Annotated in this window: 25 protein-coding genes and 3 tRNA genes; 14 read left to right on the plus strand and 14 right to left on the minus strand. The window is 70.4% G+C overall.

What is annotated here, in order from left to right:
• Positions 1-1,926: a flotillin family protein gene (locus V1227_RS29960; RefSeq protein WP_329788704.1), complete on the plus strand. Its 1,926-nt coding sequence runs from the start codon at positions 1-3 to the stop codon at positions 1,924-1,926.
• Complete coding sequence (locus V1227_RS29965) at positions 1,923-6,359, plus strand: DNA repair ATPase (RefSeq protein ID WP_329788705.1); 4,437 nt, start codon at positions 1,923-1,925, stop codon at positions 6,357-6,359. Before V1227_RS29960 ends, V1227_RS29965 begins: the two co-directional genes overlap by 4 nt.
• Here the strand turns inward: V1227_RS29965 and V1227_RS29970 are convergent.
• The gene (locus V1227_RS29970) at positions 6,356-6,865 is read right to left on the minus strand and encodes a hypothetical protein (protein ID WP_329788706.1); all 510 of its coding nucleotides are present in this window, start codon (positions 6,863-6,865) and stop codon (positions 6,356-6,358) included. The genes V1227_RS29965 and V1227_RS29970 overlap by 4 nt on opposite strands.
• Positions 6,866-6,951: 86 nt before the next feature.
• Positions 6,952-7,398 carry a PPOX class F420-dependent oxidoreductase gene (locus V1227_RS29975; RefSeq protein WP_329788707.1) on the minus strand — a complete coding sequence of 149 codons (447 nt, stop codon included), beginning with the start codon at positions 7,396-7,398 and terminating at the stop codon, positions 6,952-6,954.
• Between V1227_RS29975 and V1227_RS29980 the strand changes: the two genes are divergently transcribed.
• Positions 7,397-8,209 carry an oxygenase MpaB family protein gene (locus V1227_RS29980; RefSeq protein ID WP_329788708.1) on the plus strand — a complete coding sequence of 271 codons (813 nt, stop codon included), beginning with the start codon at positions 7,397-7,399 and terminating at the stop codon, positions 8,207-8,209. The two genes, V1227_RS29975 and V1227_RS29980, sit on opposite strands and share 2 nt — an antisense overlap.
• A gap of 82 nt (positions 8,210-8,291) precedes the next feature.
• The gene (locus tag V1227_RS29985; RefSeq protein WP_329794147.1) at positions 8,292-9,107 is read left to right on the plus strand and encodes a glutamate ABC transporter substrate-binding protein; all 816 of its coding nucleotides are present in this window, start codon (positions 8,292-8,294) and stop codon (positions 9,105-9,107) included.
• A 12-nt stretch (positions 9,108-9,119) separates the two neighbouring features.
• Here V1227_RS29985 and V1227_RS29990 read toward each other — a convergent pair whose 3' ends face one another.
• The gene (locus V1227_RS29990; protein WP_329788709.1) at positions 9,120-10,292 is read right to left on the minus strand and encodes a L,D-transpeptidase; all 1,173 of its coding nucleotides are present in this window, start codon (positions 10,290-10,292) and stop codon (positions 9,120-9,122) included.
• 324 nt (positions 10,293-10,616) lie between these two features.
• Here V1227_RS29990 and V1227_RS29995 point away from each other — a divergent pair, with 324 nt between their 5' ends.
• Complete coding sequence (locus tag V1227_RS29995) at positions 10,617-10,820, plus strand: cold-shock protein (RefSeq protein WP_030477903.1); 204 nt, start codon at positions 10,617-10,619, stop codon at positions 10,818-10,820.
• 94 nt (positions 10,821-10,914) lie between these two features.
• Here V1227_RS29995 and V1227_RS30000 read toward each other — a convergent pair whose 3' ends face one another.
• The 4 genes from V1227_RS30000 to V1227_RS30015 all read right to left on the minus strand — a co-directional run bounded on the left by V1227_RS30000 (position 10,915) and on the right by V1227_RS30015 (position 14,155).
• Positions 10,915-11,217 (minus strand): hypothetical protein, encoded by a 303-nt coding sequence (locus V1227_RS30000; protein WP_329788710.1) that lies wholly within the window; start codon positions 11,215-11,217, stop codon positions 10,915-10,917.
• Between the two features lie 232 nt (positions 11,218-11,449).
• A complete protein-coding gene (locus V1227_RS30005) occupies positions 11,450-13,633 on the minus strand; it encodes a heavy metal translocating P-type ATPase (protein WP_329788711.1) in 2,184 nt (727 codons plus the stop codon).
• Positions 13,630-13,836: a heavy-metal-associated domain-containing protein gene (locus V1227_RS30010; RefSeq protein WP_329788712.1), complete on the minus strand. Its 207-nt coding sequence runs from the start codon at positions 13,834-13,836 to the stop codon at positions 13,630-13,632. Before V1227_RS30010 ends, V1227_RS30005 begins: the two co-directional genes overlap by 4 nt.
• 55 nt (positions 13,837-13,891) lie before the next feature.
• Positions 13,892-14,155, minus strand: coding sequence for a hypothetical protein (locus V1227_RS30015; RefSeq protein ID WP_329788713.1), 264 nt, complete (start codon positions 14,153-14,155; stop codon positions 13,892-13,894).
• Positions 14,156-14,308: 153 nt separating this feature from the next.
• Between V1227_RS30015 and V1227_RS30020 the strand changes: the two genes are divergently transcribed.
• The 5 genes from V1227_RS30020 to V1227_RS30040 all read left to right on the plus strand — a co-directional run bounded on the left by V1227_RS30020 (position 14,309) and on the right by V1227_RS30040 (position 15,731).
• Positions 14,309-14,554 (plus strand): hypothetical protein, encoded by a 246-nt coding sequence (locus tag V1227_RS30020; protein WP_090095876.1) that lies wholly within the window; start codon positions 14,309-14,311, stop codon positions 14,552-14,554.
• 125 nt (positions 14,555-14,679) lie between these two features.
• The gene (locus V1227_RS30025) at positions 14,680-15,309 is read left to right on the plus strand and encodes a ScbR family autoregulator-binding transcription factor (protein ID WP_329788714.1); all 630 of its coding nucleotides are present in this window, start codon (positions 14,680-14,682) and stop codon (positions 15,307-15,309) included.
• Positions 15,310-15,458: 149 nt separating this feature from the next.
• A tRNA-Glu gene (locus V1227_RS30030) sits at positions 15,459-15,531 on the plus strand.
• Positions 15,532-15,569: 38 nt separating this feature from the next.
• Positions 15,570-15,643, plus strand: a tRNA-Asp gene (locus V1227_RS30035).
• A 14-nt stretch (positions 15,644-15,657) separates the two neighbouring features.
• Positions 15,658-15,731, plus strand: a tRNA-Phe gene (locus V1227_RS30040).
• Positions 15,732-15,777: 46 nt separating this feature from the next.
• Here V1227_RS30040 and V1227_RS30045 read toward each other — a convergent pair.
• Positions 15,778-16,488 carry a protein phosphatase 2C domain-containing protein gene (locus tag V1227_RS30045; protein ID WP_329788715.1) on the minus strand — a complete coding sequence of 237 codons (711 nt, stop codon included), beginning with the start codon at positions 16,486-16,488 and terminating at the stop codon, positions 15,778-15,780.
• Between the two features lie 61 nt (positions 16,489-16,549).
• Between V1227_RS30045 and V1227_RS30050 the strand changes: the two genes are divergently transcribed.
• A complete protein-coding gene (locus V1227_RS30050; RefSeq protein WP_236221877.1) occupies positions 16,550-16,759 on the plus strand; it encodes a helix-turn-helix domain-containing protein in 210 nt (69 codons plus the stop codon).
• Positions 16,756-17,283: a Clp protease N-terminal domain-containing protein gene (locus V1227_RS30055; protein ID WP_329788716.1), complete on the plus strand. Its 528-nt coding sequence runs from the start codon at positions 16,756-16,758 to the stop codon at positions 17,281-17,283. Before V1227_RS30050 ends, V1227_RS30055 begins: the two co-directional genes overlap by 4 nt.
• On the opposite strand, the gene yczE is transcribed toward V1227_RS30055, so the two are convergent.
• Entirely contained in the window at positions 17,234-17,887 is a 654-nt protein-coding gene (yczE, locus tag V1227_RS30060; protein WP_329788717.1) for a membrane protein YczE, read from the minus strand. The two genes, V1227_RS30055 and yczE, sit on opposite strands and share 50 nt — an antisense overlap.
• A 61-nt stretch (positions 17,888-17,948) precedes the next feature.
• On the opposite strand from yczE, the gene yczR reads away from it, so the two are divergent.
• Positions 17,949-19,391 carry a MocR-like transcription factor YczR gene (gene yczR, locus V1227_RS30065; protein WP_329788718.1) on the plus strand — a complete coding sequence of 481 codons (1,443 nt, stop codon included), beginning with the start codon at positions 17,949-17,951 and terminating at the stop codon, positions 19,389-19,391.
• 296 nt (positions 19,392-19,687) lie between these two features.
• Here the strand turns inward: yczR and V1227_RS30070 are convergent, their stop codons facing one another.
• From V1227_RS30070 to V1227_RS30080, 3 genes are all read right to left on the minus strand, one after another.
• Positions 19,688-20,545, minus strand: a complete 858-nt coding sequence (locus V1227_RS30070) for a hypothetical protein (protein ID WP_329788719.1) — start codon at positions 20,543-20,545, stop codon at positions 19,688-19,690.
• A 184-nt stretch (positions 20,546-20,729) separates the two neighbouring features.
• The gene (locus V1227_RS30075) at positions 20,730-21,203 is read right to left on the minus strand and encodes a hypothetical protein (protein ID WP_329788720.1); all 474 of its coding nucleotides are present in this window, start codon (positions 21,201-21,203) and stop codon (positions 20,730-20,732) included.
• Between the two features lie 152 nt (positions 21,204-21,355).
• Positions 21,356-22,321, minus strand: a complete 966-nt coding sequence (locus V1227_RS30080; RefSeq protein ID WP_329788721.1) for a CHAT domain-containing protein — start codon at positions 22,319-22,321, stop codon at positions 21,356-21,358.
• A gap of 314 nt (positions 22,322-22,635) precedes the next feature.
• Here V1227_RS30080 and V1227_RS30085 point away from each other — a divergent pair, with 314 nt between their 5' ends.
• Complete coding sequence (locus V1227_RS30085) at positions 22,636-23,493, plus strand: hypothetical protein (RefSeq protein WP_329788722.1); 858 nt, start codon at positions 22,636-22,638, stop codon at positions 23,491-23,493.
• Between the two features lie 109 nt (positions 23,494-23,602).
• Here the strand turns inward: V1227_RS30085 and V1227_RS30090 are convergent, their stop codons facing one another.
• The gene (locus tag V1227_RS30090) at positions 23,603-23,962 is read right to left on the minus strand and encodes a hypothetical protein (protein WP_329788723.1); all 360 of its coding nucleotides are present in this window, start codon (positions 23,960-23,962) and stop codon (positions 23,603-23,605) included.
• Positions 23,959-24,489 (minus strand): RNA polymerase sigma factor, encoded by a 531-nt coding sequence (locus V1227_RS30095; protein WP_329788724.1) that lies wholly within the window; start codon positions 24,487-24,489, stop codon positions 23,959-23,961. The genes V1227_RS30090 and V1227_RS30095 overlap by 4 nt, the downstream gene beginning before the upstream one ends.
• Positions 24,490-24,567 lie beyond the last annotated feature (78 nt).

Genomic DNA, 24,567 nt, shown 5'->3' on the forward strand with positions numbered 1-24,567 from the left:
ATGGGTGCGATCTCGACGGGGTTGATCGTGCTGATCGCCGTGATCGTCGTAGTAGTGGTCCTGGCGCTGATCACGCTGAGCAGACTTTTCAAGAAGTGCGAGCAGGGCAAGGCGCTCATCGTCTCCAAGATGCGCAAGGTCGACGTGACCTTCACGGGCACGGTCGTCCTCCCGGTGCTGCACCGGTGCGAGACGATGGACATCTCGGTGAAGACCATCGAGATCCGCAGGGCGGGCAACGAGGGCCTGATCTGCAAGGACAACATCCGGGCGGACATCCGCATCACGTTCTTCGTGCGGGTCAACAAGACCGTCGAGGACGTCATCAAGGTCGCGCAGGCGATCGGCACCGAGCGCGCGAGCCACGAGGCCACGCTGCAGGAGCTGTTCAACGCCAAGTTCTCCGAGGCGCTCAAGACCGTCGGCAAGCAGCTCGACTTCGTCGACCTCTACACCCACCGCGACGAGTTCCGCGACCGGATCGTGCAGGTCATCGGCACCGACCTCAACGGCTACAGCCTCGAGGACGCGGCCATCGACTACCTGGAGCAGACGCCGCTCAAGCAGCTCGACCCCGCGAACATCCTGGACGCGCAGGGCATCCGCAAGATCACCGAGCTGACCGCGATCGAGCACGTCAGGACCAACGAGTTCACCCGCAACGAGGAGAAGGAGATCACGCGCCAGAACGTCAGCGCGCGTGAGGCGATCCTCGAGCTCGAACGGCGCCAGGCCGACGCGGAGATCAAACAGCGCCGCGAGATCGAGACCGCCCGCGCCCAGCAGGAGGCCGAGACCCAGAAGGTGCAGGCCGAGGAACGCCTCAAGGCCAACACCGCGTTCATCCGCACGGAGGAGCAGCTCGGCATCCAGGCCGAGAACAAGGCCCGCGAGATCGCCGTCGCCGAGAAGAACCGCGAGCGCGTGATCGCCGTCGAGACCGAGCGCATCGAGAAGGACCGCATGCTCGAGGTCATCGCCCGTGAGCGCGAGACCGCGCTGCGCATGATCGAGAAGGACAAGGAGCTCGAGCACGAGCGCCGCGCGATCGCCGACCTGGTGCGCGAACGGGTCGCCGTCGAGAAGACCGTGGCCGAGCAGGAGGAGAACATCAAGCGGCTGCGCGCGGTCGAGGAGGCCGAGCGCGAGCGCCAGCAGATCGTGATCCGCGCCGAGGCCGAGGCGCAGGAGTCGCTGGTCAAGGACATCAAGGCCGCCGAGGCCGCGGAACAGGCCGCGCAGCACAAGGCCCGCGAGGCCGTCGTGCTCGCCGAGTCGCGCCAGCAGGCCGCCGACCTCGACGCCCAGGCCAAGATCCGCCTCGCCGAGGGCGCGCAGGCCGAGGCCGCCGCGAAGGGTCTCGCGGACGCGCTGGTCAAGGAACGGGACGCCGTCGCGTCCGAGGCTCTCGGCCGTGCCGAGGCCGTGGTCGACCGCGAGAAGGCGCTCGCCGACGCCGAAGGCATCAGGGAGCGCCTCAAGGGCGAGGCGGAAGGCCTGTCGCACAAGGCCGAGGCGATGGCCGCGCTCGACACCGCCACCCGCGAGCACGAGGAGTACCGCCTGCGGCTCGAAGCCGAGAAGGAGATCCGCCTCAAGGGCATCGACGTGCAGCGCCAGGTCGCCGAGGCCCAGGCGATGGTCCTCGCGGCCGGCCTGGAGAAGGCCGACATCGACATCGTCGGCGGCGACACGATGTTCTTCGACAAGATCGCCGCCTCCATCACCGCAGGCAAGCAGGTCGACAGCTTCGTCGGCAACTCCGACGTGGTGCAGGCGCTGGGCTCGAAGTGGATGGACGGGTCGCAGAGCTTCCCCGAGGACCTGACCAAGATCCTCAGCTCGTTCACCACGGGTGACGCGCAGAACATCGCCGCGGCGATCGCGCTGACCCAGATGGCCAAGAACAACGGCCAGAACGCATGACGGCAGCCAACCCTCCTGGGCTGGACGCCGGAACGTACGAGGTGTTGCGGGCCCGGCTGGCCGAGCAGGCCGCCGGGCTCGCCCGCAGCACCGAGGCGCTGAACGACCGGCGCGTCGAGACGTTCGGCAGCACGGCCCTCGAACTCGTCGCCACCGAACGCATCCGCACCGAGAACAACTGCGTGCCGCGCGACATCGTGGCGCTCGGCGACGTGATGCTGTTCGGCTACAACGTCTTCATAGGCCTCAAGCCCGAGACGGAGGTCGGCGACGTCTTCGCGGTGCACGGCCGGGACTTCGCCGCGGTCGAAGCCCCCTTCCTCCAGGACCCGAGGTTCCGCGACGACTTCGCCGAGCTGTACCGGTACTACCGCGAGACGCGGCTGCTCCAGCTGCGAATGGTCGAGTCCCGGCTGCTCGCGGTCTTCCAGACCGGCGCACGGCTCGAGGACATCCGCGTCCTGCGCTGGGACGTCAAGGTCGACGGCACCGTGACCTACGTCGACAACCGCGGCGACCGCGACCACGTCTTCCCGCCCGCGCACGACTTCACGTGGGTCGAGACGACCCGCGAGCAGCACGTGCTGGGCCGGCACCCGCACATCGCGATCGACGGCGAGGTCTTCGTCGAGACGGTCGGCGGCACGCTCACCGTCAAGGTCGAGAACAACACCGAGACCGGCGAGGGCGTCTACGAGGAGTCCGTCGACGAACCGCTGCAGAGCCTCGCGGACGCGGAGGTGCACTACGCCCGCGTCGGCCCGCTGATCCTGCTCAGGATCCTGCCGTACAAGGAGACCGCGCGCCGGCACCTGGTCTTCAACACCCGCACCAAGGTGGTCACCCGGCTCGACGGCATCGGTCAGGCGTGCCGGCGACTGCCGGAGGACCAGGGGATCATCTTCCCCGGCGGCTACTACCTCGTCACCGGCGCCGACAAGACGTTCGACGTCGACACCGGCGAGCTGGAGTTCGAGCGGGTCGTCCGGTCCGCGAACGGGGAGGACGTCCTCTTCGTCTTCCACGCCCGCCGCGAGGGCCGCAGCCTCCTGCTGCCCTACAACGTGATCCGCAAGGAAGTCGCGACGCCCATCACCTGCCACGGCTACTCGCTCTTCGCCGACGGCACGCTGGTGGTCTTCCGCGAGACGAGCTCGGAAGCCGTGCGCGTGCACCCGATGCAGGTGTGGCGCACGCCGTTCACGACCGCCGAGGTGCTGCCCGACCAGGCCGGTCCGCTCGCCCGCATCGGCAACGCCGAACTCGTCCGCGGCATCTCGGACTGCCTGTCCATCACCAGGATGAGCGCGGAGATGACGCCGAGCGCGCCGGTGTTCGAGGGGCTGATCGCCCTGTGCACCAGGGTGGTCGACAACGTCCACTGGCTCGACGAGCTGGGCCTCAAGCAGGAAGTCCTGGCCGTGCGCGCCACGGCCGAGCAGGTGCTGGACGAGTTCGAGGCCGTCCGCACCCTCACCGAGCACGCGGCCGGTCAGCTCCGCGCGGCGTCCGAGGAACTGGCGAGTCTGATCAGGCTCGCGAGGTCGGCCGCGCCGCGCAGCGCGGACGAGTGGGTGCGGCTGCTGGCCGACCTGAGGTCCGCCCGGGGCCGGCTGATCACGCTGAAGGACCTGAGGTACGTCGACCTCGACGACATCGACCGGCGCGAAGCCGAACTGGTCGAGGAGCTGGGCGCGTCCGCACGCCGAGCCGTCGCGTTCCTCAGCGGCGCGAACGCCTTCGTCCAGTACCACGAGGAGATCGACCGGATCGCCGCCGCGGAGCTGAGGACCGCCGCCGAGGCGAAGCCGCTGCGCGACCGGCTCGCGCAGCAGCAGGCCGGGCTGGAGGTGCTGACCGAGGTCGTCAGCACCCTGGACGCCGCCGACACGACGACGCGCACGCGGATCCTGGCGAGCATCGGCGAGGTGCTGGCCGCGGTCAACCGCGCACGGGCCACTGTGGACGGCCGGCGCGCTCAGCTCGCGAGCGCCGAGGGCCGTGCCGAGTTCGCCGCGGAGTTCGCGCTGCTCGGGCAGGCCGTCACGGGGGCGCTCGCGGTCGCGGACACCCCGCAGCGCTGCGACGACCAGCTGGGCCGCCTGCTGCTGCAGCTCGAGAACCTGGAGTCGCGCTTCGGCGAGTTCGACGACTTCCTGGCCCAGGTCGGCGCCAAGCGCACGGACGTCTACGAGGCGTTCTCCGCCCGCAAGCAGACGTTGCTCGACGAACGGGCGAGGAAGGCCGACCGGCTCGTCCAGTCCGCGGAACGGGTGCTCGGCACGATCCGCCGCCGCGTCGGCAAGCTCACCTCGGCCGACGAGATCAACACGTACTTCGCGGGCGACCCGATGGTCGCCAAGGTCCGCGCGGTCGCCGAGCAGCTGCGCGAGCTCGGCGACGTCCGGGCCGACGAGCTCGACGCGGGTCTGCGCGACGCCCGGCAAGAGGGAGGCCGGGCACTGCGCGACCGGGCCGATCTGTACGACGGCGCGTCGATCGTGCTCGGTCGTCACCGCTTCCCGGTGACGACCGAGCCGATGAACCTCACCCTGGTGCCGCGCGACGGCCGGCTGTTCTACGCGATCACCGGCACCGACTACCGCGGCGAGGTCACCGACCAGGAGTTCGCGAAGACCAGGCCGTTCTGGGACCAGTTGCTCGTGAGCGAGACCCAGGACGTCTACCGCTCCGAACACCTCGCCGGCTGCCTGCTGGCCGAAGGCCGCACCGACGTGGCGAACGCGGCCGCCGAACGCTACGACGAGGGCTACGAGAAGGGCGTCCACGACCACGACGCCGAGAAGATCCTCGCTGTCCTGCAACGACTCCACGCCGGCGCCGGTCTGCTGAGGTACCCGCCGGCCGCCCGTGCCGAGGCTCAGCTCTTCTGGGCGGCGCAACGGGAGGAGCACCGCGCGGTGTGGGCGCGCAAGGCCGAGTCGCTGGCCCGCGCCCGCACGATCTTCGGCGGCACGCACGGCATCCCGGAGCTCTGCGCGCAGTTCGGCCTGCCGGACCTGGCCGCGGAGTACCTGTTCGAGGAACTCGCCTGCGAACCCACCGGGTTCGTCACCGGCAAGGCCGCCAGGACGGTGATCGACAGGTTCCGCGCGGTCGTGACCGAGGAGCTCCACGACCGCGACCTGATCGAGGCGTGGCTGAGCGCGTTCCTCGGCGACGAGGACTGCCCCGAGTTCCCCGAGGTCGTCGCCGTCCTGCTGACCGACCTGCCGCGGTACGACTCCAGCGCGTCGCTCACCGAGACCGTCACCGGCCTGCTCGGCACGCACCCCCGCGTGCACGACCGGACGATGGAGGTCGGCCTGGACGAGACCCTCACCAGGCTCAGGACGTTCGCCACCGAGCAGGTGCCGGCCTTCCGGGCCTACCAGCGCAAGCGCGACGAGCTCCTGGCGGAGCAGCGCCGTGCGCTCCGGCTCGACGACTACCGCCCCGCGGTGCTGAACACGTTCGTGCGCAACAGGTTGCTCAACGAGGTCTACCTGCCGCTGATCGGCGACAACCTCTCCAAGCAGCTGAACGACGGCACCGGCCTGCTCATGCTGATCTCCCCGCCCGGCTACGGCAAGACGACGCTCGTGGAGTACGTCGCGAACCGGCTGGGCATGGTGTTCGTCAAGGTCAACGGCCCCGCGCTGGGCGCCGGCGTCACCTCGCTCGACCCGCAGGAGGCACCGAACGCCACCGCACGCCAGGAGGTCGAGCGGATCAACTTCGCGTTCGCCCTCGGCAGCAACGTTCTGCTGCACCTCGACGACGTCCAGCACACCTCACCGGAGCTGCTGCAGAAGTTCATCTCGCTGTGCGACGCCCAGCGTCGTGTCGACGGCGTCTGGGGCGGGGAGGCACGCACGTTCGACCTGCGGGGCAAGCGCTTCGCCGTGTCGATGGCGGGCAACCCGTACACCGAGACCGGTCGCGCTTTCCGGGTCCCCGACATGCTCGCGAACCGCGCGGACGTGTGGAACCTCGGTGACGTGCTGTCCGGCCGCGAGGCGCTCTTCGCGTTGAGCTACCTGGAGAACGCGTCCGGGTCGAACCCGACGCTGAACGGCGTCGACGTGGAACCGCTGGTGCGCCTGGCGAACGGCGAGAGCGTCGCGCACGACCACGAGACCGTCGAGCTGGAGCGGATGTTGTCGGTCGTGCGGAAGCTGCAACGCGTCCAGCAGGTGGTGCTGAAGGTCAACCAGGCCTACATCGCCTCGGCCGCGAACCCGTCGGGGCAGCCGTTCCTGTTGCAGGGCAGCTACCGCAACATGAACAGGATGGCCGCGCGGGTCGTGCCGGCGATGAACGACGACGAGGTCGAGGCGCTGATCGACGACCACTACCTCGGCGAGGCGCAGCTGCTCGGCGGGCTCGCGGAGGCGAACCTCGCGAGGCTGCGGGAGCTGAAGGGCTCCTAGCGCTCGTCGCACTTGATCTCGAACCGGTCGAAGCGCCGGCCACCGGGCCCGCGCACGTCGACCGGCTCGAGGTTGTGCTTCTCCAGGAGGTCGCAGAACTCCGCGGCGTCGAACGGCCACTCCAGACACCGGTTGAAGTCGTCGTCCTCGAAGTACTCCGCGTCGCAGCGCAGCAGGTCGAGGACGTTCGGAGGCTTCGGCCTGCCGGGCCGTGGCGGAGGCGGCGGCTGACGCGGCTCGTGCCGGGGCGGCGGCGGGCTCACGTCGCCGCGCGGCGGAGGCGGCGGGGGTGGGGGCGGAGGAGGGGGTGCGTGCTCGACCGCACCGATCGCGGAGACGGTGGTCGTGGCGGTCGCGGTGACGACCTCGGGCGGCAGCGGCGGCGGGGCGACCAGGCGGATGTCCACCGGCTTGTCCGGCGGTGCCGCGAGCACCGCCGCGATCAGGGCAGCGCCCATCACCGCCGCCGCGGCCGAGAAGCGGCCGCGGCGTCTGACACCAGTCATCGCTTTCGCTCCCCAGGGTCCGCCTGCCCGGTAGCCGTCGTCCCCGTGGAATCGTTGCGCCCGCTAACGGTGTTACGGATTCATCGTCAACCTGTCTTGCCCGGCCCCGCGCTGGTCAGCGAAACGCGCAGGACGACCCGCTGCTCGCGTTCCATGGCGGCCCGGTAGTCGTTCCAGTCGGAGTGCTCGCCGGAGATCGTCCGGTAGTACTCGACCAGCAGGTCCATCGCCTCGGGCAGCTCGACCACGGTCGCGGTGCCGTTGATCTGGATCCAGCGGCCGAAGAAGCTGTCCGGCAGCACGCACAGCGACACGTGCGGGTTCCGCTGGACCTGCTTCGTCTTGTACGCCGTGGCTCGCGTGGAGACGAGCGCGTCGCCGTTGTCGTCCAGCGCGACGAGCACCGGCGACATCGACGGCGTCCCGTCCGGCTTCAGCGCGCAGAACACCGCGCGGTGCTGGCTGCGGAGCACTTCCCGTGCCTGGTCCAGGTCCATGGCCTTCATCCTGGCGAGGCGGGACGATGTCCGCATGCCCGATCCCAATTCCGTGAGCTGGCAGATGCACGCCGACCCGACGATGTGGATCGCCGGGATCGCGAGCCTCTACCTCCAGGCGCTGCACCCCAGGGCGGTCGCCGGTGTCGTGCAGAACTCCAACTTCCAGGCCGACCCGCTCGGCAGGCTCAAGCGCACCGCGGACTTCGTCGGGCTCGGCGTCTACGGCACCGACGAGGAGATCGCCACCGCCTCGGCGCGGGTCCGCGCCACGCACCGCAGCCTCCGCGGCGTCGTCGACGGCAGGTCGTTCCGCGTCGACGAACCCGAGCTGTTGTTGTGGGTGCATTGCTCGGAGGTTTACTGCTTCGAAACAGTTCTCAACCGTGCGGGGTACGGACTGTCGGACCGGCAGAAGGACCTCTACTACGCCGAGCAGCGATCCGCTGCGGCTTTGGTCGGATTGCACCCGGATGAAGTACCGGGGACGCGTCGCCAGATGGACGAGTACTTCGAGCGGATGCGTCCTGTTTTGGCACGAACGACCGATTCCGATGTGATCTACACCTTCTTGCACGGCCCGCCGGTGCGGGGTTTCGTCCGGCACGGCCTCCCGCTCTACCGCGTTCTGGTGGGCCACCTGGCCTACTCCGTGCTGCCCGATTGGGCCCTGGAACTGCACGGCCGCGCGCCTTACGCGCATGCGGACCTGTGGCTCAAGATCATGCGCCGAGCTGCGCTTTTGGTGCCGGGGAGGATCAGGAGGCTCGCTCCTCCCGGTCATCTGAAGCGTGCGATCGAGCGCCACGGGAAGCATGTGACGCCGAGCAGGTCGAGGCTTCCGTAGTTGTCATACGTCACAGTTGATCATCGCCGCAGGTCCGTAGCATTGCGCACGAATCCTCACCACCCCCGGAAGGCCTGTCGTGATCCGTCGTGCCGCGCTCCTGACTGCCGTTGCGGTGTTCGCCTCCGCCTGTGGGAGCGGAGACGCCAGCACAGTCATCGGACGTGCTGACTCCGGGAAGCTGACCATCGGCATCCGCTACGACCAGCCGGGTCTGAGCCAGCGGCGGCTCGACGGCCGCTACGTCGGCTTCGACGTGGACGTCGCCAAGTACGTGGCGAACGAGCTCGGGGTGAAGGACACCGGCATCACCTTCAAGGAAGCCCGCGGCGCCGCCCGCGAGTCGATGCTGGAGAGCGGCGAGGCCGACCTGATCGTCGCCTCGTACTCCATCACCGACGCCCGCAAGGAGAAGGTCTCCTTCGCCGGCCCGTACTTCGAGACGGGCCAGGGCATGCTGGTGCGCTACACCGAAGCGGCCATCCAGGGACCGGCGACCATGAACGGCCGCAAGCTGTGCTCGGTCAAGGGTTCCACGTCCGCCCAGAAGGTGAAGACGGACTTCGCGCAGAACGTGCAGATCGTCGAGTACGGCCAGTACTCCGACTGCGTGATCGCGCTGATGGCCGGCAACGTCGACGCCGTCACGACCGACGAGGTCATCCTCGCCGGGTTCGCCGCGGAGAACCCCGAGCTGCTCAAGCTCGTCGGCGAGACGTTCTCCAAGGAGCGCTACGGCATCGGGGTTCCCAAGGGGGACAACGAATCGCGTGACGCCGTCAACAAGGCCATCGAGAAGATGATCTCGAGCGGTGAGTGGAAGCGGGCCCTCGAACGCAACGTCGGTCCGTCGGGGTACGAGATCCCGCAGCCACCCACCATCACCGAGAAGAGCTAGGGCGTCGAAGTCCTAGGGCGTCGCGGCGGACTTGCTGGTCCAGGTCGCCCAGTCGATCGTCCACTCCCAGTAGTCGCCGGGAGCGACACCGCTCGGGTCGGCCGCGCCGAGCTGGATCGTCGAGCCGGTGACCTCGACCGGGTCACCGACCATCGTCAGGTCGTAGAAGGTCTTGGCGTTGGGGCCGGACAGGTTCGCGCACCCGTGCGACACGTTCTCCTTGCCCTGCTTGGCGACCGTGCCGTTGTTCTCGTGCACGAACTCGCCGTTCTGGGAGATCAGCACGGCCCAGGTGACCGGGATGTTCTCGTAGTTGAACGTCCTGTTGGTCATCAGCCGCGAGGCTTCCTTCTGCTGCACCACGTGGATGCCGGAGCGGCTGACGGCGCGCGGGTCGTCCTCCATGCCGTAGGACGCCGGGAAGTCGTGCAGCAGCACGCCGTCGCGGTAGATCTCGAACCGCTTGGTCTGCGTGTTCGCCTTGGCCACCAGCGCGCGGTCCGCGATCTTGAACTGCGCGTGCACGTCGCTCTTGCCGAACGCGCCCCCGCCGAACGGCACGCCGTGGACGTTGACGTCGAGGAAGACCTCGGTGCTCGGCTTCCAGTACTCCTTCGGCCGCCAGTGCGCCTCGGTGTCGGACAGCCAGGCCCACGCGCCCTCGGTGGGCACGGAGGCCCTGACCGTCATGGCCTTCTGGACCGACGCCTTGTCCTGCACCGGCGCGCTGAAGGTCACCTTCAGCGGCATCGCGACGCCGTAGGTCTGGTTGTCGCCGACGTTCAGCTTCGCGCTGATGAGCTTGCTGGGCTTGACCGTGCGGAACGATCCGCTGACCGGAACCTCCGCGCCGTCCTGGCCCTTCGCCGAGCCGGACCACGAGTAGACCTTGTCGTAGCCCAGGTCTTCGGTGGCGACCCACCGGTCCGCGGTCAGCTCCCCCTTGACCACGCGGTTGTCCGCGCCCGTCAGCGCCACGGCGGTGAGCGACCCTCCCGTCACCGCGACCTGGAAAGGTCCGGCCGGGCTGATCCCCTCACCCGACGCCGGCGTGACGGTCAGCGCCGCCTTCGCCTTCTCCTGTTCGGCCGGTGCGGTCGCCGACGAGGCACCGGAAGGTGCGTCAGGTGCGGCGCTGCAGGCGGTCAACCCCAGCAGCAAAGCCAAAACCAGTGGCCGGATCACGTGCTCTCCCCAAGATCCCCTCGATCAACGCAGAGAAGACGCACAGGGGGTGGAACACGTTGCGTCCGGCATTGCGATCACCCGCTCGGACCAGCGGCTTTACCCCTGTTGAAGCAGTGAACCGGCGGGTAATGACCAGTAGTGCTATGACCAATCACACGTTAGGCTGACCCGCGCAGGCCGTGGTTTCTGTGTTCGTGCTTCACACGCTCGCGGAACGACACGCGGGCGTGCGGTGCGCTCTCAGCGAGTCCGCCGAACGCCCCCGGGACGGCCGGGGTTGCACGGTGCAGCCCCAAGCTTTCCTGCGATGGAGGCAGGTTCATGGCACAGGGCACTGTCAAGTGGTTCAACTCCGAAAAGGGCTTCGGCTTCATCGCCCAGGACAACGGCGGCGCTGACGTCTTCGTCCACTACTCGGAGATCCAGGGTCAGGGCTTCCGCACCCTGGAGGAGAACCAGCGAGTGGAGTTCGAGGTCGGCCAGGGCACCAAGGGCCCGCAGGCCCAGAACGTCCGCGCGGTCTGATCAGCAAGACGCCGCAACTGCCGTACGTGAGAAGGACCCTCGACCGGGCTCGGTCGAGGGTCCTTCTCCGCTCCTGCTCGTGCACCGCGCCGGTCTAGTGGCCGCGCTGACGCGCTTCCCACTCCAGGCGCTGCATGACCCACTCCGTGGCGAGCGCCTGCGGGGACGTCTGGCGCTCCGCGGCGAGCTCCTTGAGCTGTTCGTTGGCCATGAGCTGCAACCGCAGCTGGTACACCTGAGCGCTGCCGAAGCCCGACGCGGTGGTCTCGTTGTCCGAGTCCGGGGCCAGGGCCGCCAGGTAAGAGGTCAGCTCCTCGTCGGGCAGCGTCTCCGCCTGCGGTTCGCCCGCGGGGCGGTGACGGCCGGACTTGGAGCGTCCGAGGGATCCGATAGGCACTGGAACACGATAACGGCTCGGTCACGGAAGCAGAACATCTGTGAGCCGGGTCACCCCGGGGTGTGGGTCTCCGGTCCGGGACGACTTCGGGGTCTGGACGCGGAGAGGCCCCCGCGCCAGGGGGAGGAACGCGGGGGCCGGAGGGGATCTCCACAGGCGCTGACCGGGGGTGTGTCAGCTTTTGGATTGTTGCACGCGCACGGTGCCTTGGGGAGAGTTCGCCGCGAAGTTCTTAGGCCGCCGTTGACCGGAAACCCCGTAGTCGCAAGCTGTTGGTAACAACGAACACGCTGCTGAAGGCCATCGCGGCCCCCGCGATCATCGGGTTCAGCAGCCCCAGCGCCGCGAGCGGGAGTCCAGCGACGTTGTAGGCGAACGCCCAGAAGAGGTTCCCCTTGATGGTGCCCAAAGTCTTGCGGGACAACCGGATGGCGTCCGCCGCCACCCGCAGGTCGCCGCGCACCAGGGTCAGGTCGCTCGCCTCGATCGCCACGTCGGTCCCGGTTCCGACGGCCAGCCCGAGGTCGGCGGCCGCGAGCGCCGGGGCGTCGTTCACGCCGTCGCCGACCATGGCCACAACTCGGCCCTGTGCCTGGAGATCCCGGACAGCGGCGACCTTCTCGGCCGGCAGGACCTCGGCGATCACCTCGTCGATGCCCACCTCCGCGGCGACCTCGGCGGCCACCGCGGCGTTGTCACCGGTCAGCAGGACCGGGCGCAGGCCCAGCTCCCGCAACGAGCGGATCGCTTGTGCGGACGTCGGTTTCACGACGTCGGACACGGCGATGATGCCGACGACCTCGTCGTCGAGGGAAACCGCGACAACGGTCCGAGTCGTGTGGGCAACCGCGGCCTCGGTCAGCTCCCGGGGGAGGGAGACGTCCCGCACCCGGCCGACGGTGACACGCCGTCCCTCGACGACACCGCTGACGCCCACGCCGTCCGTGGAGGCGAAGTCCGACACCGGCGGCAGGTCTCCGGCCTCGCGCACGACCGCCGCCGCGATCGGGTGCTCGGACGCGTTCTCGACGGCCGCCGCGAACCGCAGCACCTCGTCGCGCGACAGGCCGTCCGCCGCGACGACGTCGACCAGCGTCAGCCGGCCCGTCGTCACGGTGCCGGTCTTGTCCAGCACGACCGTGTCGACCCGGCGCGTGGACTCCAGCACCTCCGGGCCCTTCACGAGGATGCCGAGCTGGGCGCCGCGGCCGGTGCCCACGAGCAACGCCGTCGGGGTCGCGAGGCCGAGCGCGCACGGGCACGCGATCACGAGCACGGCGACGGCGGTCGTCACCGCGAACTCCAGGGGACGTCCGGCCAGCAGCCACGCGCCGAACGACGCCAGCGCGATCAGCACCACGACGGGGACGAAGACCGCGGAGACCCGGTCCGCCAGCCGCTGCACCTCCGCCTTGCCCGTCTGGGCCTGCTCGACCAGCCGGGCCATCCTGGCGAGCTGGGTGTCCGCGCCGACGGAGGTGGCCTCGACGACCAGCCGGCCGCCCGCGTTGACCGTCCCGCCGACCACGGAGTCGCCCGCGCCGACCTCGACCGGCACCGACTCCCCGGTGACCATCGAGCGGTCCACGGCCGAGCTGCCGTCGACGACTGCGCCGTCCGTGGCGATGCGCTCACCCGGACGGACCACGAACCGTTCGCCGGCCCGGAGGTGGCCGATCGGCACGCGGGTCTCCACGCCGTCGCGCAGCACCGCCACGTCCTTGGCGCCGAGTGCGAGCAGCGCCCTCAGGGCCGCGCCCGCGCTGCGCTTCGACCGGGCCTCCAGCCAGCGGCCGAGCAGCAGGAACACGGTCACGCCGACCGCGACCTCGAGGTAGATGTCGCCGGACGTGGTCGGGCGCGGCAGGAGGCTGAACCCGTGCCGCATGCCGATCGTCCCGGCCTCGCCGAACACCAGCGCGTAGAGCGACCACAGGTACGAAACTGTGACGCCCATCGACACGAGGGTGTCCATGGTGCTGGCGCCGTGCCGTGCGTTGACAGCGGCCGCGCGGTGGAACGGCCAGCCGCACACCCACACGACGACGCTCGCCAGCGCCAGCGACACCCACTGCCAGGTCGGGAACTGCCACGCCGGGACCATCGAGAACGCGATCACCGGCACGCCGAGCGCCGCGGCGAGGACGACCCTCAGCCGCAGCTCACCGGCCTCGTCCACCTCGGGAGCCTCCGGCTGCGGCTCCTCGGCGTCGTAGCCCGCCGCCCGCACGGTCGACACGAGGTCGTCCACCCGCAGCGTTCCCGGGAACTGGACGCTGGCCTTCTCGGTCGCGTAGTTCACGGTGGCGGAGACGCCGTCGAGCCTGTTCAGCTTGCGTTCGATGCGGTTCGCGCAGGAAGCGCACGTCATGCCGCTGATGCTGAGCTCGACGTGACGAGGCTCGGTGGTGGTCATGCGACCTGGTACCCGGCCTCGGTCACGGCGGCGACGACCTCGTCGCGGGTGAGCTCGCGGTCGCTGGTGACGGTCACCGCGCCGGTCTCCAGGACGACGTCGACGCCCGTGACGCCGGCGACCTCGCCCAGCTCCTCGGTGACCGAGCTGACGCAGTGGCCGCAGGTCATGCCGGTGACGGTGTAGGTGGAAGTGACGGACATGAGAGCCCTTTCTCTGTACGGGGCTCCGAGTCTATACCCCCCTGGGGTAAAGGGCCTACTGAGGACTCTCGGGTTTGGGCTGGTCCAGGTTCTGGATGTCGCTCTCGATCTTGTTGACCAGCTCGTCGAGGCCCTCGAGCATCTTGTCGAGCTCGGCCATCCGGGAACCGAAGGCGGACTCGATGTCGGCTTCGATCGCGCTCACGTCGATGCCGCTGATCGCTTTGAGGATCTCCTCCTGGTCGACCTGCGGAGGAGTCGGCTGGGACGCGTTTTGGCCTTCCGGTCCGGGGGAAGGCTGCGGCGTGGGGTCGGTCATCGGTCCATCATCCCTTGTCGCTTCCCCACGAGGCAGCCGCCGCACCTGTACGGAAAGTAACGCTGGGTGTCGGCGGAATCACTCTGCGGGGGGCTGCGGCCGTTGTCCCAGGTCGCTTAGCCTCGCGCCAACCTCAAGTCGGGGAGGGTGCTCATGAGCGGGTCATTGGAAGTTCGGAAGTTCCTGTTCACGCAGGACGACGGCATGTCGCGGCAGGGCGGGCCGAGCGTGCCGGCCCAGCGCAGCGGAGAACCCTCGCGGATCTCCGACGAACAGGTCCACCGGGCGAGGCTCGCGGTCGCGCGGAGCGCCCTCGGCACCGAGGACTGCCGGATGCTGCTCGACATGCTGGGCCTCTCACCGGGCGAGGACGGCGCGACGCCTCCGGTGCAGCGGTGAGGTGATGGGCACGCGAATGCGGCCCTGACTCCAGGCGCGCACCCCCCGGAGCGCGCCTGCGGGACAGGGCCGCATCTCGAAACATACCCACGGGTCTCTTTAGCGGCAACGGCTAACCTGAGCCCATGCCCCAGCAGGACCGGGCGGTCGCGACGCGGGAGGCGATCCTCCACGCCGCCGCGGAGGAGTTCGACCGGCTCGGCTACGAGCGCACGTCGCTGAGCGCCGTGCTCGCGCGCGCCGGGCTGACCAAGGGCGCCTTCTACTTCCACTTCTCCTTCAAGGAAGCGGTCGCCGACGTCCTCGTCGAGCGGCAGGGCGAGACGTGGGCCCGGATGCGGGAGTCGTGGCGCGAACGCGGCGCCGACCCGTTGAGCGCCCTGTGCGGGATGTTCGCCGAATCCGCCGACAGGATGTCCGCCGACGTCGTGCTGCGCGCCGGCGTCCGGCTCAACGCCGACCGCGAGGTCGGTCATCCCGGCGTCCCCGGCACCCACGCGCTGTGGGAGAAGGTCGTCGCCGGGTACCTGTTCGAGGCGGCGGAGCGGGGAGACCTCCGTGCGGGCGTCGATCCCGAGTCCGTCGCGCGGACGTTGTGCAGCGCGGCCCTCGGCTCGCGGCTGATCTCCTCGACGACCACGGCGTGCGCGGACTTCCCCCAGCGGATCCGCGAAGTCCTGGGCCACGTGCTGCCCTGCGTCGCGTCTGCGGGCTGGGAGTTGCCTGGATCACAAACTGCGTCCGAACCCGCGTGAACGGCCCGACAGGCCCTGAACAGGCATTTGTTGATCTGGCCGATCCGGCTCCGGAGCCTGTTCGAGCAGGTCAGCGCATAAGTAGGACCCCCGTTTTGGAGGTGCGCGGACCTATGGCATATGCTTACGATGCTTCCAGAGACCAGCTAGTCCCCATCATCTAGCGGCCTAGGATCCCGCCCTTTCAAGGCGGTCGCGCGGGTTCGAATCCCGTTGGGGGCACGCAGTAAAATGCAGTACTGTAAGATCTGCAAGAGCAAGGCCCAGTGGCGCAGTTGGTTAGCGCGTCGCCCTGTCACGGCGAAGGTCGCGGGTTCGAGTCCCGTCTGGGTCGCTTTCTTTTCTCATGGCCAGGTAGCTCAGTTGGTACGAGCGACCGCCTGAAAAGCGGTAGGTCGGCGGTTCGACCCCGCCCCTGGCCATCCTTCTTCGAAAGAAGCCCCGCAGAACTCTGCGGGGCTTCTTTCGTCATGCGGTGAAGCTGATTCGGGCGATCGCCTGGTCGTCGTGGGTTTTGAAGCGCGGCCACCGCTTGTGCTCCGAATCACCGCGCTCCGCTTCGCGGATTCGGTCCAGCACTTCGCCCAGCGGCATTTCCGCGAGTGCCTCCCAGTCGAAGAGCCCGTACTCCGACACTCCACAGGAGACACCGTCCGTGAGAGCGATCACACTCGTGACCTCCGCGCGGGACCAGGAGGCGGTCAGGGCCTGGTGTCCCGCCTCCGGATCGGCCTCCGCGACCCAGTAGCCGCCGGTCCTGTTCTTCCACCGGAGGATGTCGGGGTCGGGCCGGAGGTCTTCGAGCCGCGTGTCCTCGAGCACCCGTGTGGACCGTCCGAACGCGACCACCGGGGTGTCGCACAGCACGAGCGCGTCGACGGTGTCGTCGTTCCAGCGCACGACCGCCGCGGTCGAGGACGGCGAGTTGCCGGCGACGAGGCCGTGCTCCTCCACGAGGTTCGAGATGGCTCGGGAGAGGGTGTCGGTCAGCGGGTCGGCGTCGTTGACCAGGCGGGCCAGCTCGTCGGCGAGTTTCGTCGCGTACCAACCCCCGTTGCGATCCGGCGGCCTCGTTCGCGACGTCACGCCGTCGAGGACGACGACGGCGTTGGGCAGGACCCTGATCCGGTCCTCGGTGACTCGTCCCGGAGCACCCTGCTCGGCGGTCTCGATCTTCACCAGCCCACCGTACGTGTCAACCGAGGTTGACGAACGGCGATTGTCAACGTACGTTGACAGCATGACGGAAGCGACGGATCTCGCCACAGCGGCTGGGGATCGCGACCCGAAGATCGGGTTGCGGGCCGTCAGCGCGTTGCGGCGACTGCTGGAACACCTGGAGTCCGCCCAGGTCCGCAGTGCGCGGGCGCAGGGGTGGTCGTGGCAGGACATAGCGGCGGAGCTCGGGGTCTCCCGCCAGGCGGTCCACAAGAAGCACGGGGGGCGATGATGATCGCGGAGCGGTTCACCAGGGAAGCCCGTGAGGCGGTCAAGGCCGCGGTGCGGGAGGCGGAAGAGGTGCACGCGGCCGAGGTCGGTGTGGAGCACCTGCTGCTCGCGCTGCTCGACGCGCCGGTGCTGGCCGGGTTCGACCTGCCGCGCGGCGAGCTGGAGGCGGCGTTCCGGGAGTACCGGCGCAAGGGCGGGCTGACCAAGGCCGACGCGGAAGCGTTGCGGGGCCTGGGGATCGACGTCGACCAGGTGATCGACTCGGTCGAGCAGTCGCTCGGCAGGGGTGTGCTGCGGCCGGGTCCGCGCCGGCGGTGGTTCGGCATGCCGCTCGAACCGGACTTCAAGAAGGCGCTCGAGAACTCGTTGCGCGAGTCCCGCGACCTCGGCCACAACTACCTGGGCGTGGAGCACATCTTGCTGGCTCTGCTGCAGGGCGGGGGAATCGTGGCCGAGGTGCTGAACGAGCGGGACGTCACGTACGCGGAGATCCGCAAGCGGGCCGCGAGCGCTCGCGCCAGGTGAGCGCGGGCAGGAACAGCTGCGCGAGCGGGCCGATGCCGAGCGCGTAGAGGACCGTGCCGATGCCGACCGTGCCGCCGAGCAGCCAGCCGGTGCCGAGCACGAGCACCTCGAGCGCGGTCCGCGTGAGGCGCAGGGAGATGCCGGTGCGGCGGCAGAACCCGGTGACCAGGCCGTCGCGCGGGCCCGGTCCGAGCCGGGAGCCGACGTACGCGGCGAACGCCACGGCGTTGAGGACGATGCCCAGGGTCAGGAACACGATCCTGGGCAGGAGTCCTTCCGGTGCGGGCAGGATCGCGAGCGTCACGTCGACGCTGATCGCGATGAGCACGACGTTCGCGATGGTGCCGACGCCGGGCTTCTGCCTGAGAGGGATCCACGCCAGAAGCACCAGCACGCCGGTGATGGCGGTGATCAGGCCGAAGCTCAGACCGGTGAGCTTCGTGAGGCCCTCGTGCAGCACGTCCCACGGGTTCAGGCCGAGCGTCGCGCGGATCTGCAACGCCATGCTCGCGCCGTAGAGCCACAGCCCTGCGAAGAGCTGCGGGAGGCGGCGGGCGGGGGAGATCCGGACGGAGACCTGGTGGAGTGCGGTCATGGAGGCCATGTGGCCATGTTGCGCCTAGATTGGTCTGGTAATCCATAGCCAATTCGTCATAATTGGCTTCATGCTCCCACCAGGTGGACGTATATCCGGTGCCCGCCTCGCCCGGCTGCTCGGGGAATGGCGTCGCGGCGGGCCGAGGCAGTGCGTCGTGGACCTCGTCGCAGCGCTGAAACTGCTGGTCGCGGACGGACGGCTGCCGGTCGGGACGCGGTTGCCGTCCGAGCGCGAGCTGACCGAGGCGCTGCCCGTGAGCCGCACCACCATTTCCGCCGCGCTGGACCAGTTGCGGGCCGAGGGGGTCGTCCAGTCGCGGCGCGGGGCGGGGTCGTGGATCAACGGGCCCGTCGGGTCCGGCGGTGGCGGCATCACGGGTGTCGCCGACGACGGGATGATCGACCTGTCCCGCGCCGCGCCTCCCGCGCTGCCGTCGGTGCGGCTCGCGATGGAGCTCGCGATGGGCCAGATGCCGGAGCACCTCGCGTCCCACGGGTACGACGAACGAGGACTGCCGGTCCTGCGGCAGCGGATCGCCGACCGGTACACCGCGAGGGGCCTGCCGACCTCGCCCGACCAGATCGTGGTGACCTCGGGCGCGCAGCACGCGTGGGCGCTGGTGCTGCGGCTCTTCGTCGGGCCGGGTGACCGGGTGCTGGTGGAGCAGCCGAGCTACCCCAACGCGCTGGAGGCCGTGCGGGCGGCGTTCGGCCTCCCGGTGCCCGTGCCGATGCTGGCGGACGGCTGGGACGTCGACGGGTTCGAGGCGGCGTTGCGGCAGGCGGGCCCCCGGCTGGCCTACCTGATCCCGGACTTCCAGAACCCCACCGGACTGCGCATGTCGTCCGAGACGCGGGAGCAGCTCTCGGCCGTGCTGCGCAGGACGCGCACGCCCTCGGTCGTCGACGAGACCCTCGTCGAGCTCGCGCTGGACGACTCGCCGGCGCCGCCGCCGCTGGCCGCGTTCGGCGGCGACTCCGTCGTGACGCTGGGGTCCGCGAGCAAGTCGCACTGGGGTGGACTGAGGATCGGCTGGATCAGGGCGTCCGCGGATCTGGTGCACCGCCTGCTGTCGACGCGGGCCGCGATCGACCTGGGAACGCCGGTGTTCGAGCAGCTGGTGCTGGCCGCGTTGCTCGAGTCTCCGGAGACGGTTCTGCGGCAACGGCGCGAGGAGGCGCGGGCGCAGCGGGACGTGGCGGTCGCGGCGTTGCGCGAGCACTGTCCACAGTGGAGCTTCGACGTGCCGGCCGGTGGGCTCGGCATCTGGTGCACGCTCGACGGGCCGATCAGCACCCGTGTCGCGGTGGTCGCGCAGAACCACGGCCTGCGGCTCGTCCCCGGTCCCCGGTTCGCGGTGCACGGGGGGTGCGAGCAGATGCTCCGAGTGCCGTACACGCAGCCGCCCGAAGTGCTGCGCGAGGCGATGGGCCGTTTGGGTGTGGTGGCTGCTTCCGTTGCCGGTGCGGGGTTTCCGGCGGACGGCGACCTGTCGCTGCCCGTCGCGTGAGACACGTCGGCCCGGTCTCCCGCAGCGGTGGAGACCGGGCCGACGAACTTGCCAACGAGAGGCCTGCGGCGGGGAACGTCCCAGGGATTGACGTCCCCCGTCCGCAGGTTTCCCGTGTGGTCCGAGACTGCGGGGGCAGCGCGGCACTCGGACCAGACCCGACCTGCCAGGGCGCGGTTGGCAGGTCAGGAAGACTGGGGTTCCTTGCGTACAACGGGAATCAGCAGGAGGAGTTACTGGCGCGACGGAACTGAACGGTCACAAATCGCGCAGAGGGCAGACTTGTCCTGTCGGACTCAGTCGGGTGACGTGCTGGGGAGCCCGGGAACGCTGCCCGGAGAGGTGCCGTCGCGACGCTCCTCGACCGACCACGTGGTGGGCGGGAAGAGCGAGTCGTACGACGTCAGAACGGCCAGCACGCCGCGCGTGCCGCCGGAGTTGTCGGTGTGGCCGGACGACGCGGAGGCCGTGGCGACCACGGGTGCGGGCTGCGGCGCGGGCCGCGGCACGTCGGGTCCGGGGGTGGACCAGGTGAGGTCACCGGCCGGCGCGGGCTCCGCCTTCACGGGAGCGGGCGCCGGGAGGTCGGGCAGCAGCGGCACGACCGTCTTCGTCACGACGACGGGGGCCGGAGGCGCAGGAGGGGCGGGCGGTGGTGGCAGCGCGGCGGCGAGCCTCGCGGCCTTCCTGGCGGCGCGGAGCTGGGCCTTGGCCTGGACCACCTCGGGCGGCGCCTCGTTGGAGATGGAACCCGACCGCACGTCGCCGTGCGAGCCGCCGCTGAAGTCGAGCACGGGGCCCGGGTCCTCTTCTTCCTCCCGGGACTCGTCCTCGTCGGGCCTGGTGGCGACCGGCGGCACGAACGCGGCCGGCTGGTGCTTCTCGACGACCGACGCGGTGAACGCCTGCACCCACGCGGCGGGGTCCTCGGACAGCGCCAGGGCCTCGGCCGGTGCGGAGACTTCCACCGGCGAGGCGAACTCGGCCTGTGCCGGGTGCTCCGCCCCCGCGGGGGTCTGGACGGTGATCTCGACGGCCGGGGGCTGCTCCGGCTCGGCGGACGCGGACGTCCCGCCCAGCAGCCAGGCGGCGGCGGTCAGCCCGCCGAGCGCAGCGGCCCGCAGCAGCAGTGCGCCAGCTCCACCACTCGCCACAGGATCACCACCCGTCCACCGTGCAGGTCACCGCCAACGCCACAGAGCCGTCAGAGGTCGACGTACGGCTATGTCTAGCACCGGAGAGTCGCTTTGCGAACCAACTCGGCGCTAAACACCCGGAAGGGCGGTTCTGTGCGGCTGTCCGTGTCGCCCTGATCAGGTACGAACACCGTCAGTGTCGTCATCGGATCGAGTGACTTTGCGCCTTGGTCCCGTGTGGACCGCTTCGCGGCGCGGGATCGTGTCCGATGTGGACGCGCCCATTCAGGTGAACAGCCTCTCTGAGCTGGTCGATCACGCGTCGCGTGCGCTCGGCCCGGTACTGGTGCACGATCCGGCGGGGCCGAACGAGTGCTTGCTCCGTTCGGGGGAACTGGTGGTCCTGCCGACGGAGGCACCCGCTGTGCGCAAGCGTTTGCGAGGCGTCTATTCGCACGAGGAACTCGTCGCGGATGCCGTCCGCATACACCTGAAAGAGTCCGAACGGGACCGTGTCGCCGACATCGCGGTGGAGGTCGGCGCCAGCCCGAACCACGTGCACCTCTCGTGCCCCATCATGATCGGCACCTCCCGCCCGGTCGTCGGTGAGTGCCTGCCGGACCTGCTCGGTGAGGGCACGGTCACGTTGCTCGACACCTCTCTCGACGCCCCGCACGGCTCGTTGGTCGCCGGAGTGCTGCGACACCACGGTGCCGCGGTGCGCCCGTTCCCGGTGCTGACCCCCACCGGCTTCGGCGACGACCTGACCCTTGCCGCGGCCCTGCGCGCCACCCGCGACGTGCCGGTGGTGCTGGTCGCGTCGGGCACCTACTCGTTCGACGACACGTGCCCGCCGGTGCTGGCCTCCTGCGGCGGCAACGTCGTCGCGGCGGCGGGCAACGGCGGCTCCGCGCGCCCGTGGTGGCCCGCCGCGCTGCCCGCGGTGACGGCGGTGGGCACCCCCGACGAGTTCTCCGGGCGCGGGCCGTGGGTGGACGTGGTCGTCCTGGGCGTCGACGTGCCCGCAACCGTGGGTTCGTCCCAGCTCCTGTGCACCGGCACGTCGTTCGCGGCCGCACTGCACGCCGCCACCCTGGTCCCGGTGCCGTAGCAGCTGAACCCGAGGTGCGCGACGGCCCTGGCGGCGTCGGCGGGGTGGCCGATCCGGCGGTGCACCTCGGCCATCGCGGCACCGACCTGCGCGTCCGGCACCGGCAGGACGCTCGCGATCACGGCTCGGGTGCCGGCGTCGAGGAACGCGCGGGCGAGCCCCGACTCGCAGGCGGACAGGACGACGACCTCCGGCGGGTTCTCCAGCCGGGCGATGTCGTAGCCGTACAGCGGGCCGTCGGCGAGGTCGAGGTGGGAGAACAGCGGGTTGCCCGGGTGGACGTGGCCGTGGGCCGCGATGTGGGCGATGCCCGCGCCTTCCAGCCCGGCCAGCGCCGCCTCCACCGTGGACGCCGTGACCCTGCCGCCGTGCTCCCGCTGGAGTGCCCTCGTCTCGTTCCGCAGCTTCGGCCCGCTCACCCACACCCGGTGGCCGCCGAGGGGCGCCCCGGTCCGCCAGTGCCCCAGCGAGGGCAGGACGTGCACCGTCCGGCCGAACGCCGCCCACGGCATGTCGTGGAGCACGCCGTCCGGGACCACGATGACCTCTTCGGCGTCCGGCAGCAGGTCGGTGGTGGCGGTGCGGCCCGCTCTCAGCGCCAGCCTGGCCGTGCTGACCTGGTCGGCGGCGTCCCGGACCTCGCGCATGCGGGCGCGGCCGCCGACCAGGGTGACCGCCGTCATCCGTCCCTCGTGGACGATGAAGCTGACCAGCGGCAGGCCCGGATCCGCTGCGGCCGCCCGTTTTCCGCGCTGGGCGCCGGCAAGGGTGAGCCTGCGGACATCTCGTTCCAGGGCTTCCAGCGGCAGGCCGAACGCTCTCGCCCGCCTCAGGTTCGTGAGCGCCTTCGCGAGCTCGGGTTCGTTGGGGGGGCAACGAGGTCGAGGCGCGGTGCCGCTCCGACCAGTGCAGGACCTCCCGTGCCGTGCGGGCGAGGCCGAGGGCGTGCCCGGTCAGTGCGCGGCGCGGCCAGTCGCCGTGGTGTTCGTCGAGCAGCTTGAGGCCCGCCCGGCACGCCGCCAGCGCACCTCTCCTGTCCGACCTGCGGGCCTGGGCGAGCCACCCGAGCGCCCGCGTCCGCACCGGCCCGCGGAACCGGTGCGCCGCGACGGCGTCGAGCTTCCCGGCGGCCAGCATGAACTCCGGGTCCGAGCCGCCGAGTGCGCGAGCGGGCCCCGGATCCCCGTCGCGCAACGCGCACCGCGCGCTCAGCACCGCCAGCTCGGGTACGTGCCGGTTGCACCGCCGCAGCAGCTCGAGCGCGGGCGCCAGCACCCGGCGTGCCTCGGCGGTCAGCCCGGCCGCGAGGAGCGCCTCGGCCCGGTCGACGAGTGCCTCCGGCCTGCTCGCCGAGTCGAGTCCGGCCTTCGCGGCCTCCTCGTACCGGCGGAGCGCGAGCGGCAGGTCGCCCGCGAGCATCGCGACGAACCCCCTGTTGTGCAGGCACATCGCCGCCCGTCCCGGCTCACCGATGGCGAGCAGCACCGCCTGCGCGGCGGCGAAGTCGGCCTCGGCCCTGGCGAGCTGCGTGGCGTTGCACCGGGCGATCCCGCGCCCGATCAGCGCGTTGGCCAGCCAGCGTTCGTCGCCGTACCGGCGCAGCTCCCTCACGACCGCCGTGAGCTCGGCGACCGCCAGCCGCGGCTCGGCCGTCTGGCAGAGGTGCAGCCCGCGCAGGCACCGCGCCCTGGCCAGCTCGCCACCGCGGAGGTGGGGCGTCGCGAGGTCGAGGTGCCGCAGGCTCTGCCCGCGCCGGCCGCGGTCGAGGTCGATCCACGCCAGCGCGAGGTGGAACCGCGCCTCCCCGGTCAGCCGCAGCCCGCGCCGCGCGAACCGGGCAGCGACGTCGAGGTGACCGAGCTCGACGTGGGCGACGCTGAGGTCGTGCAGGGCATCGGCGCGCTGGGCCTTCGTGCCGCGCACCTCGGTCGCCGCGATGGTGGCCCGCGGGTCGGCGCTGGCGCTCACGCGACGAACCAGCCCGTCGTCAGCCCCAGCTCCGGCACGGCCACGCACACCGGCCCGGACCTGATGCCGGTGCGGAACCAGCCCTCGGCATCCGGCCGGAGCACGAGGACGGCCGCCGGCGAGTGGACCTCGACCGTGACGCCCCTGTCGTCCAGCAGCCCGGTCAGGCGGCCGGGGTCGACCTGCAGGTGCAGGCGGCCGGCGCCGGCGTGGAAGACGAGCTGGCGGGAGGGTCCGCGGACCGGTTCGTCCACAGCCCGCATCGGGCGGAGGCCGGTCGGGTGCGGGGCCGGGACGGGTGGGGGCGTGTCGGAGCCGAACAGGTCGGCGAGCTCGTCGAGCAGCGGGTCCCTCATCGCAGGCCCTCCACCTTCCGCCGCAGCTCAGCGAGGCACCGGGTGCGCGTGGAACCAACGCTCCCCACCTTTATCCCCAGGGCGGCGGCAACCTGTGCATAACTCAGCTCGGGGCTGTGGGCAGCGATCCTCAGCAGCCGCTGGCACCGCTCGTTCAACGTCATCAGCGCCGACCACAGCCGCCGCTGCCGGTCGTTGGTGATGGCCACCTCGTCGGGCGCGGGCAGCGTCGACTCCGGCTCCCACAGGTCGTACGCCACCTCGCGGCCGCGGGTGCGCAGCACGGTGATGGAGTGGCGGGTGGCGGTACGGACCAGCCACGTGCCCAGGTGCTCGGGCCGCTGGATCCTGCTCAGGTGTTCTGCCAGGCAGAGCCACGTGCACTGGTAGACGTCGGCGGCGTCGGCGTGGGCCAGGCGGAACGATCTGGGCACCGACCAGACGAGCCGGGAGTAGCGGTCGACCAGGGCGTCCCAGCCGCTGGTGCCGGCGTGCCAGGCGTGGAGAACCTCCGTGTTCGAGTCCATGCCATTTGGAGTCGAACTCCGGTGCCGAGGCTCCACGCCTCACCCGAAAGTGATTTGTCCACAGTTGTGGACGAACTC

The sequence above is a fragment of the Lentzea sp. DG1S-22 genome (genome assembly GCF_036321065.1).
Classification (GTDB): Bacteria; Actinomycetota; Actinomycetes; order Mycobacteriales; family Pseudonocardiaceae; genus Lentzea; species Lentzea jiangxiensis.

Coding starts and splice junctions, on each gene's coding strand:
- V1227_RS29965 (WP_329788705.1), top strand. CDS start 1,923: ATGACGGCAGCCAACCCTCCTGGGCTGGACGCCGGAACGTACGAGGTG.
- V1227_RS30015 (WP_329788713.1), bottom strand. CDS start 14,155: ATGACCGACCCCACGCCGCAGCCTTCCCCCGGACCGGAAGGCCAAAAC.
- V1227_RS30020 (WP_090095876.1), top strand. CDS start 14,309: ATGAGCGGGTCATTGGAAGTTCGGAAGTTCCTGTTCACGCAGGACGAC.
- V1227_RS30005 (WP_329788711.1), bottom strand. CDS start 13,633: ATGACCACCACCGAGCCTCGTCACGTCGAGCTCAGCATCAGCGGCATG.
- V1227_RS30010 (WP_329788712.1), bottom strand. CDS start 13,836: ATGTCCGTCACTTCCACCTACACCGTCACCGGCATGACCTGCGGCCAC.
- V1227_RS30050 (WP_236221877.1), top strand. CDS start 16,550: ATGACGGAAGCGACGGATCTCGCCACAGCGGCTGGGGATCGCGACCCG.
- V1227_RS30090 (WP_329788723.1), bottom strand. CDS start 23,962: ATGAGGGACCCGCTGCTCGACGAGCTCGCCGACCTGTTCGGCTCCGAC.
- V1227_RS29970 (WP_329788706.1), bottom strand. CDS start 6,865: ATGACTGGTGTCAGACGCCGCGGCCGCTTCTCGGCCGCGGCGGCGGTG.
- V1227_RS30080 (WP_329788721.1), bottom strand. CDS start 22,321: ATGACGGCGGTCACCCTGGTCGGCGGCCGCGCCCGCATGCGCGAGGTC.
- yczE (WP_329788717.1), bottom strand. CDS start 17,887: ATGGCCTCCATGACCGCACTCCACCAGGTCTCCGTCCGGATCTCCCCC.
- V1227_RS29960 (WP_329788704.1), top strand. CDS start 1: ATGGGTGCGATCTCGACGGGGTTGATCGTGCTGATCGCCGTGATCGTC.
- V1227_RS29975 (WP_329788707.1), bottom strand. CDS start 7,398: ATGCGGACATCGTCCCGCCTCGCCAGGATGAAGGCCATGGACCTGGAC.
- V1227_RS29980 (WP_329788708.1), top strand. CDS start 7,397: ATGCCCGATCCCAATTCCGTGAGCTGGCAGATGCACGCCGACCCGACG.
- V1227_RS30095 (WP_329788724.1), bottom strand. CDS start 24,489: ATGGACTCGAACACGGAGGTTCTCCACGCCTGGCACGCCGGCACCAGC.
- V1227_RS30055 (WP_329788716.1), top strand. CDS start 16,756: ATGATGATCGCGGAGCGGTTCACCAGGGAAGCCCGTGAGGCGGTCAAG.
- yczR (WP_329788718.1), top strand. CDS start 17,949: ATGCTCCCACCAGGTGGACGTATATCCGGTGCCCGCCTCGCCCGGCTG.
- V1227_RS30025 (WP_329788714.1), top strand. CDS start 14,680: ATGCCCCAGCAGGACCGGGCGGTCGCGACGCGGGAGGCGATCCTCCAC.
- V1227_RS29995 (WP_030477903.1), top strand. CDS start 10,617: ATGGCACAGGGCACTGTCAAGTGGTTCAACTCCGAAAAGGGCTTCGGC.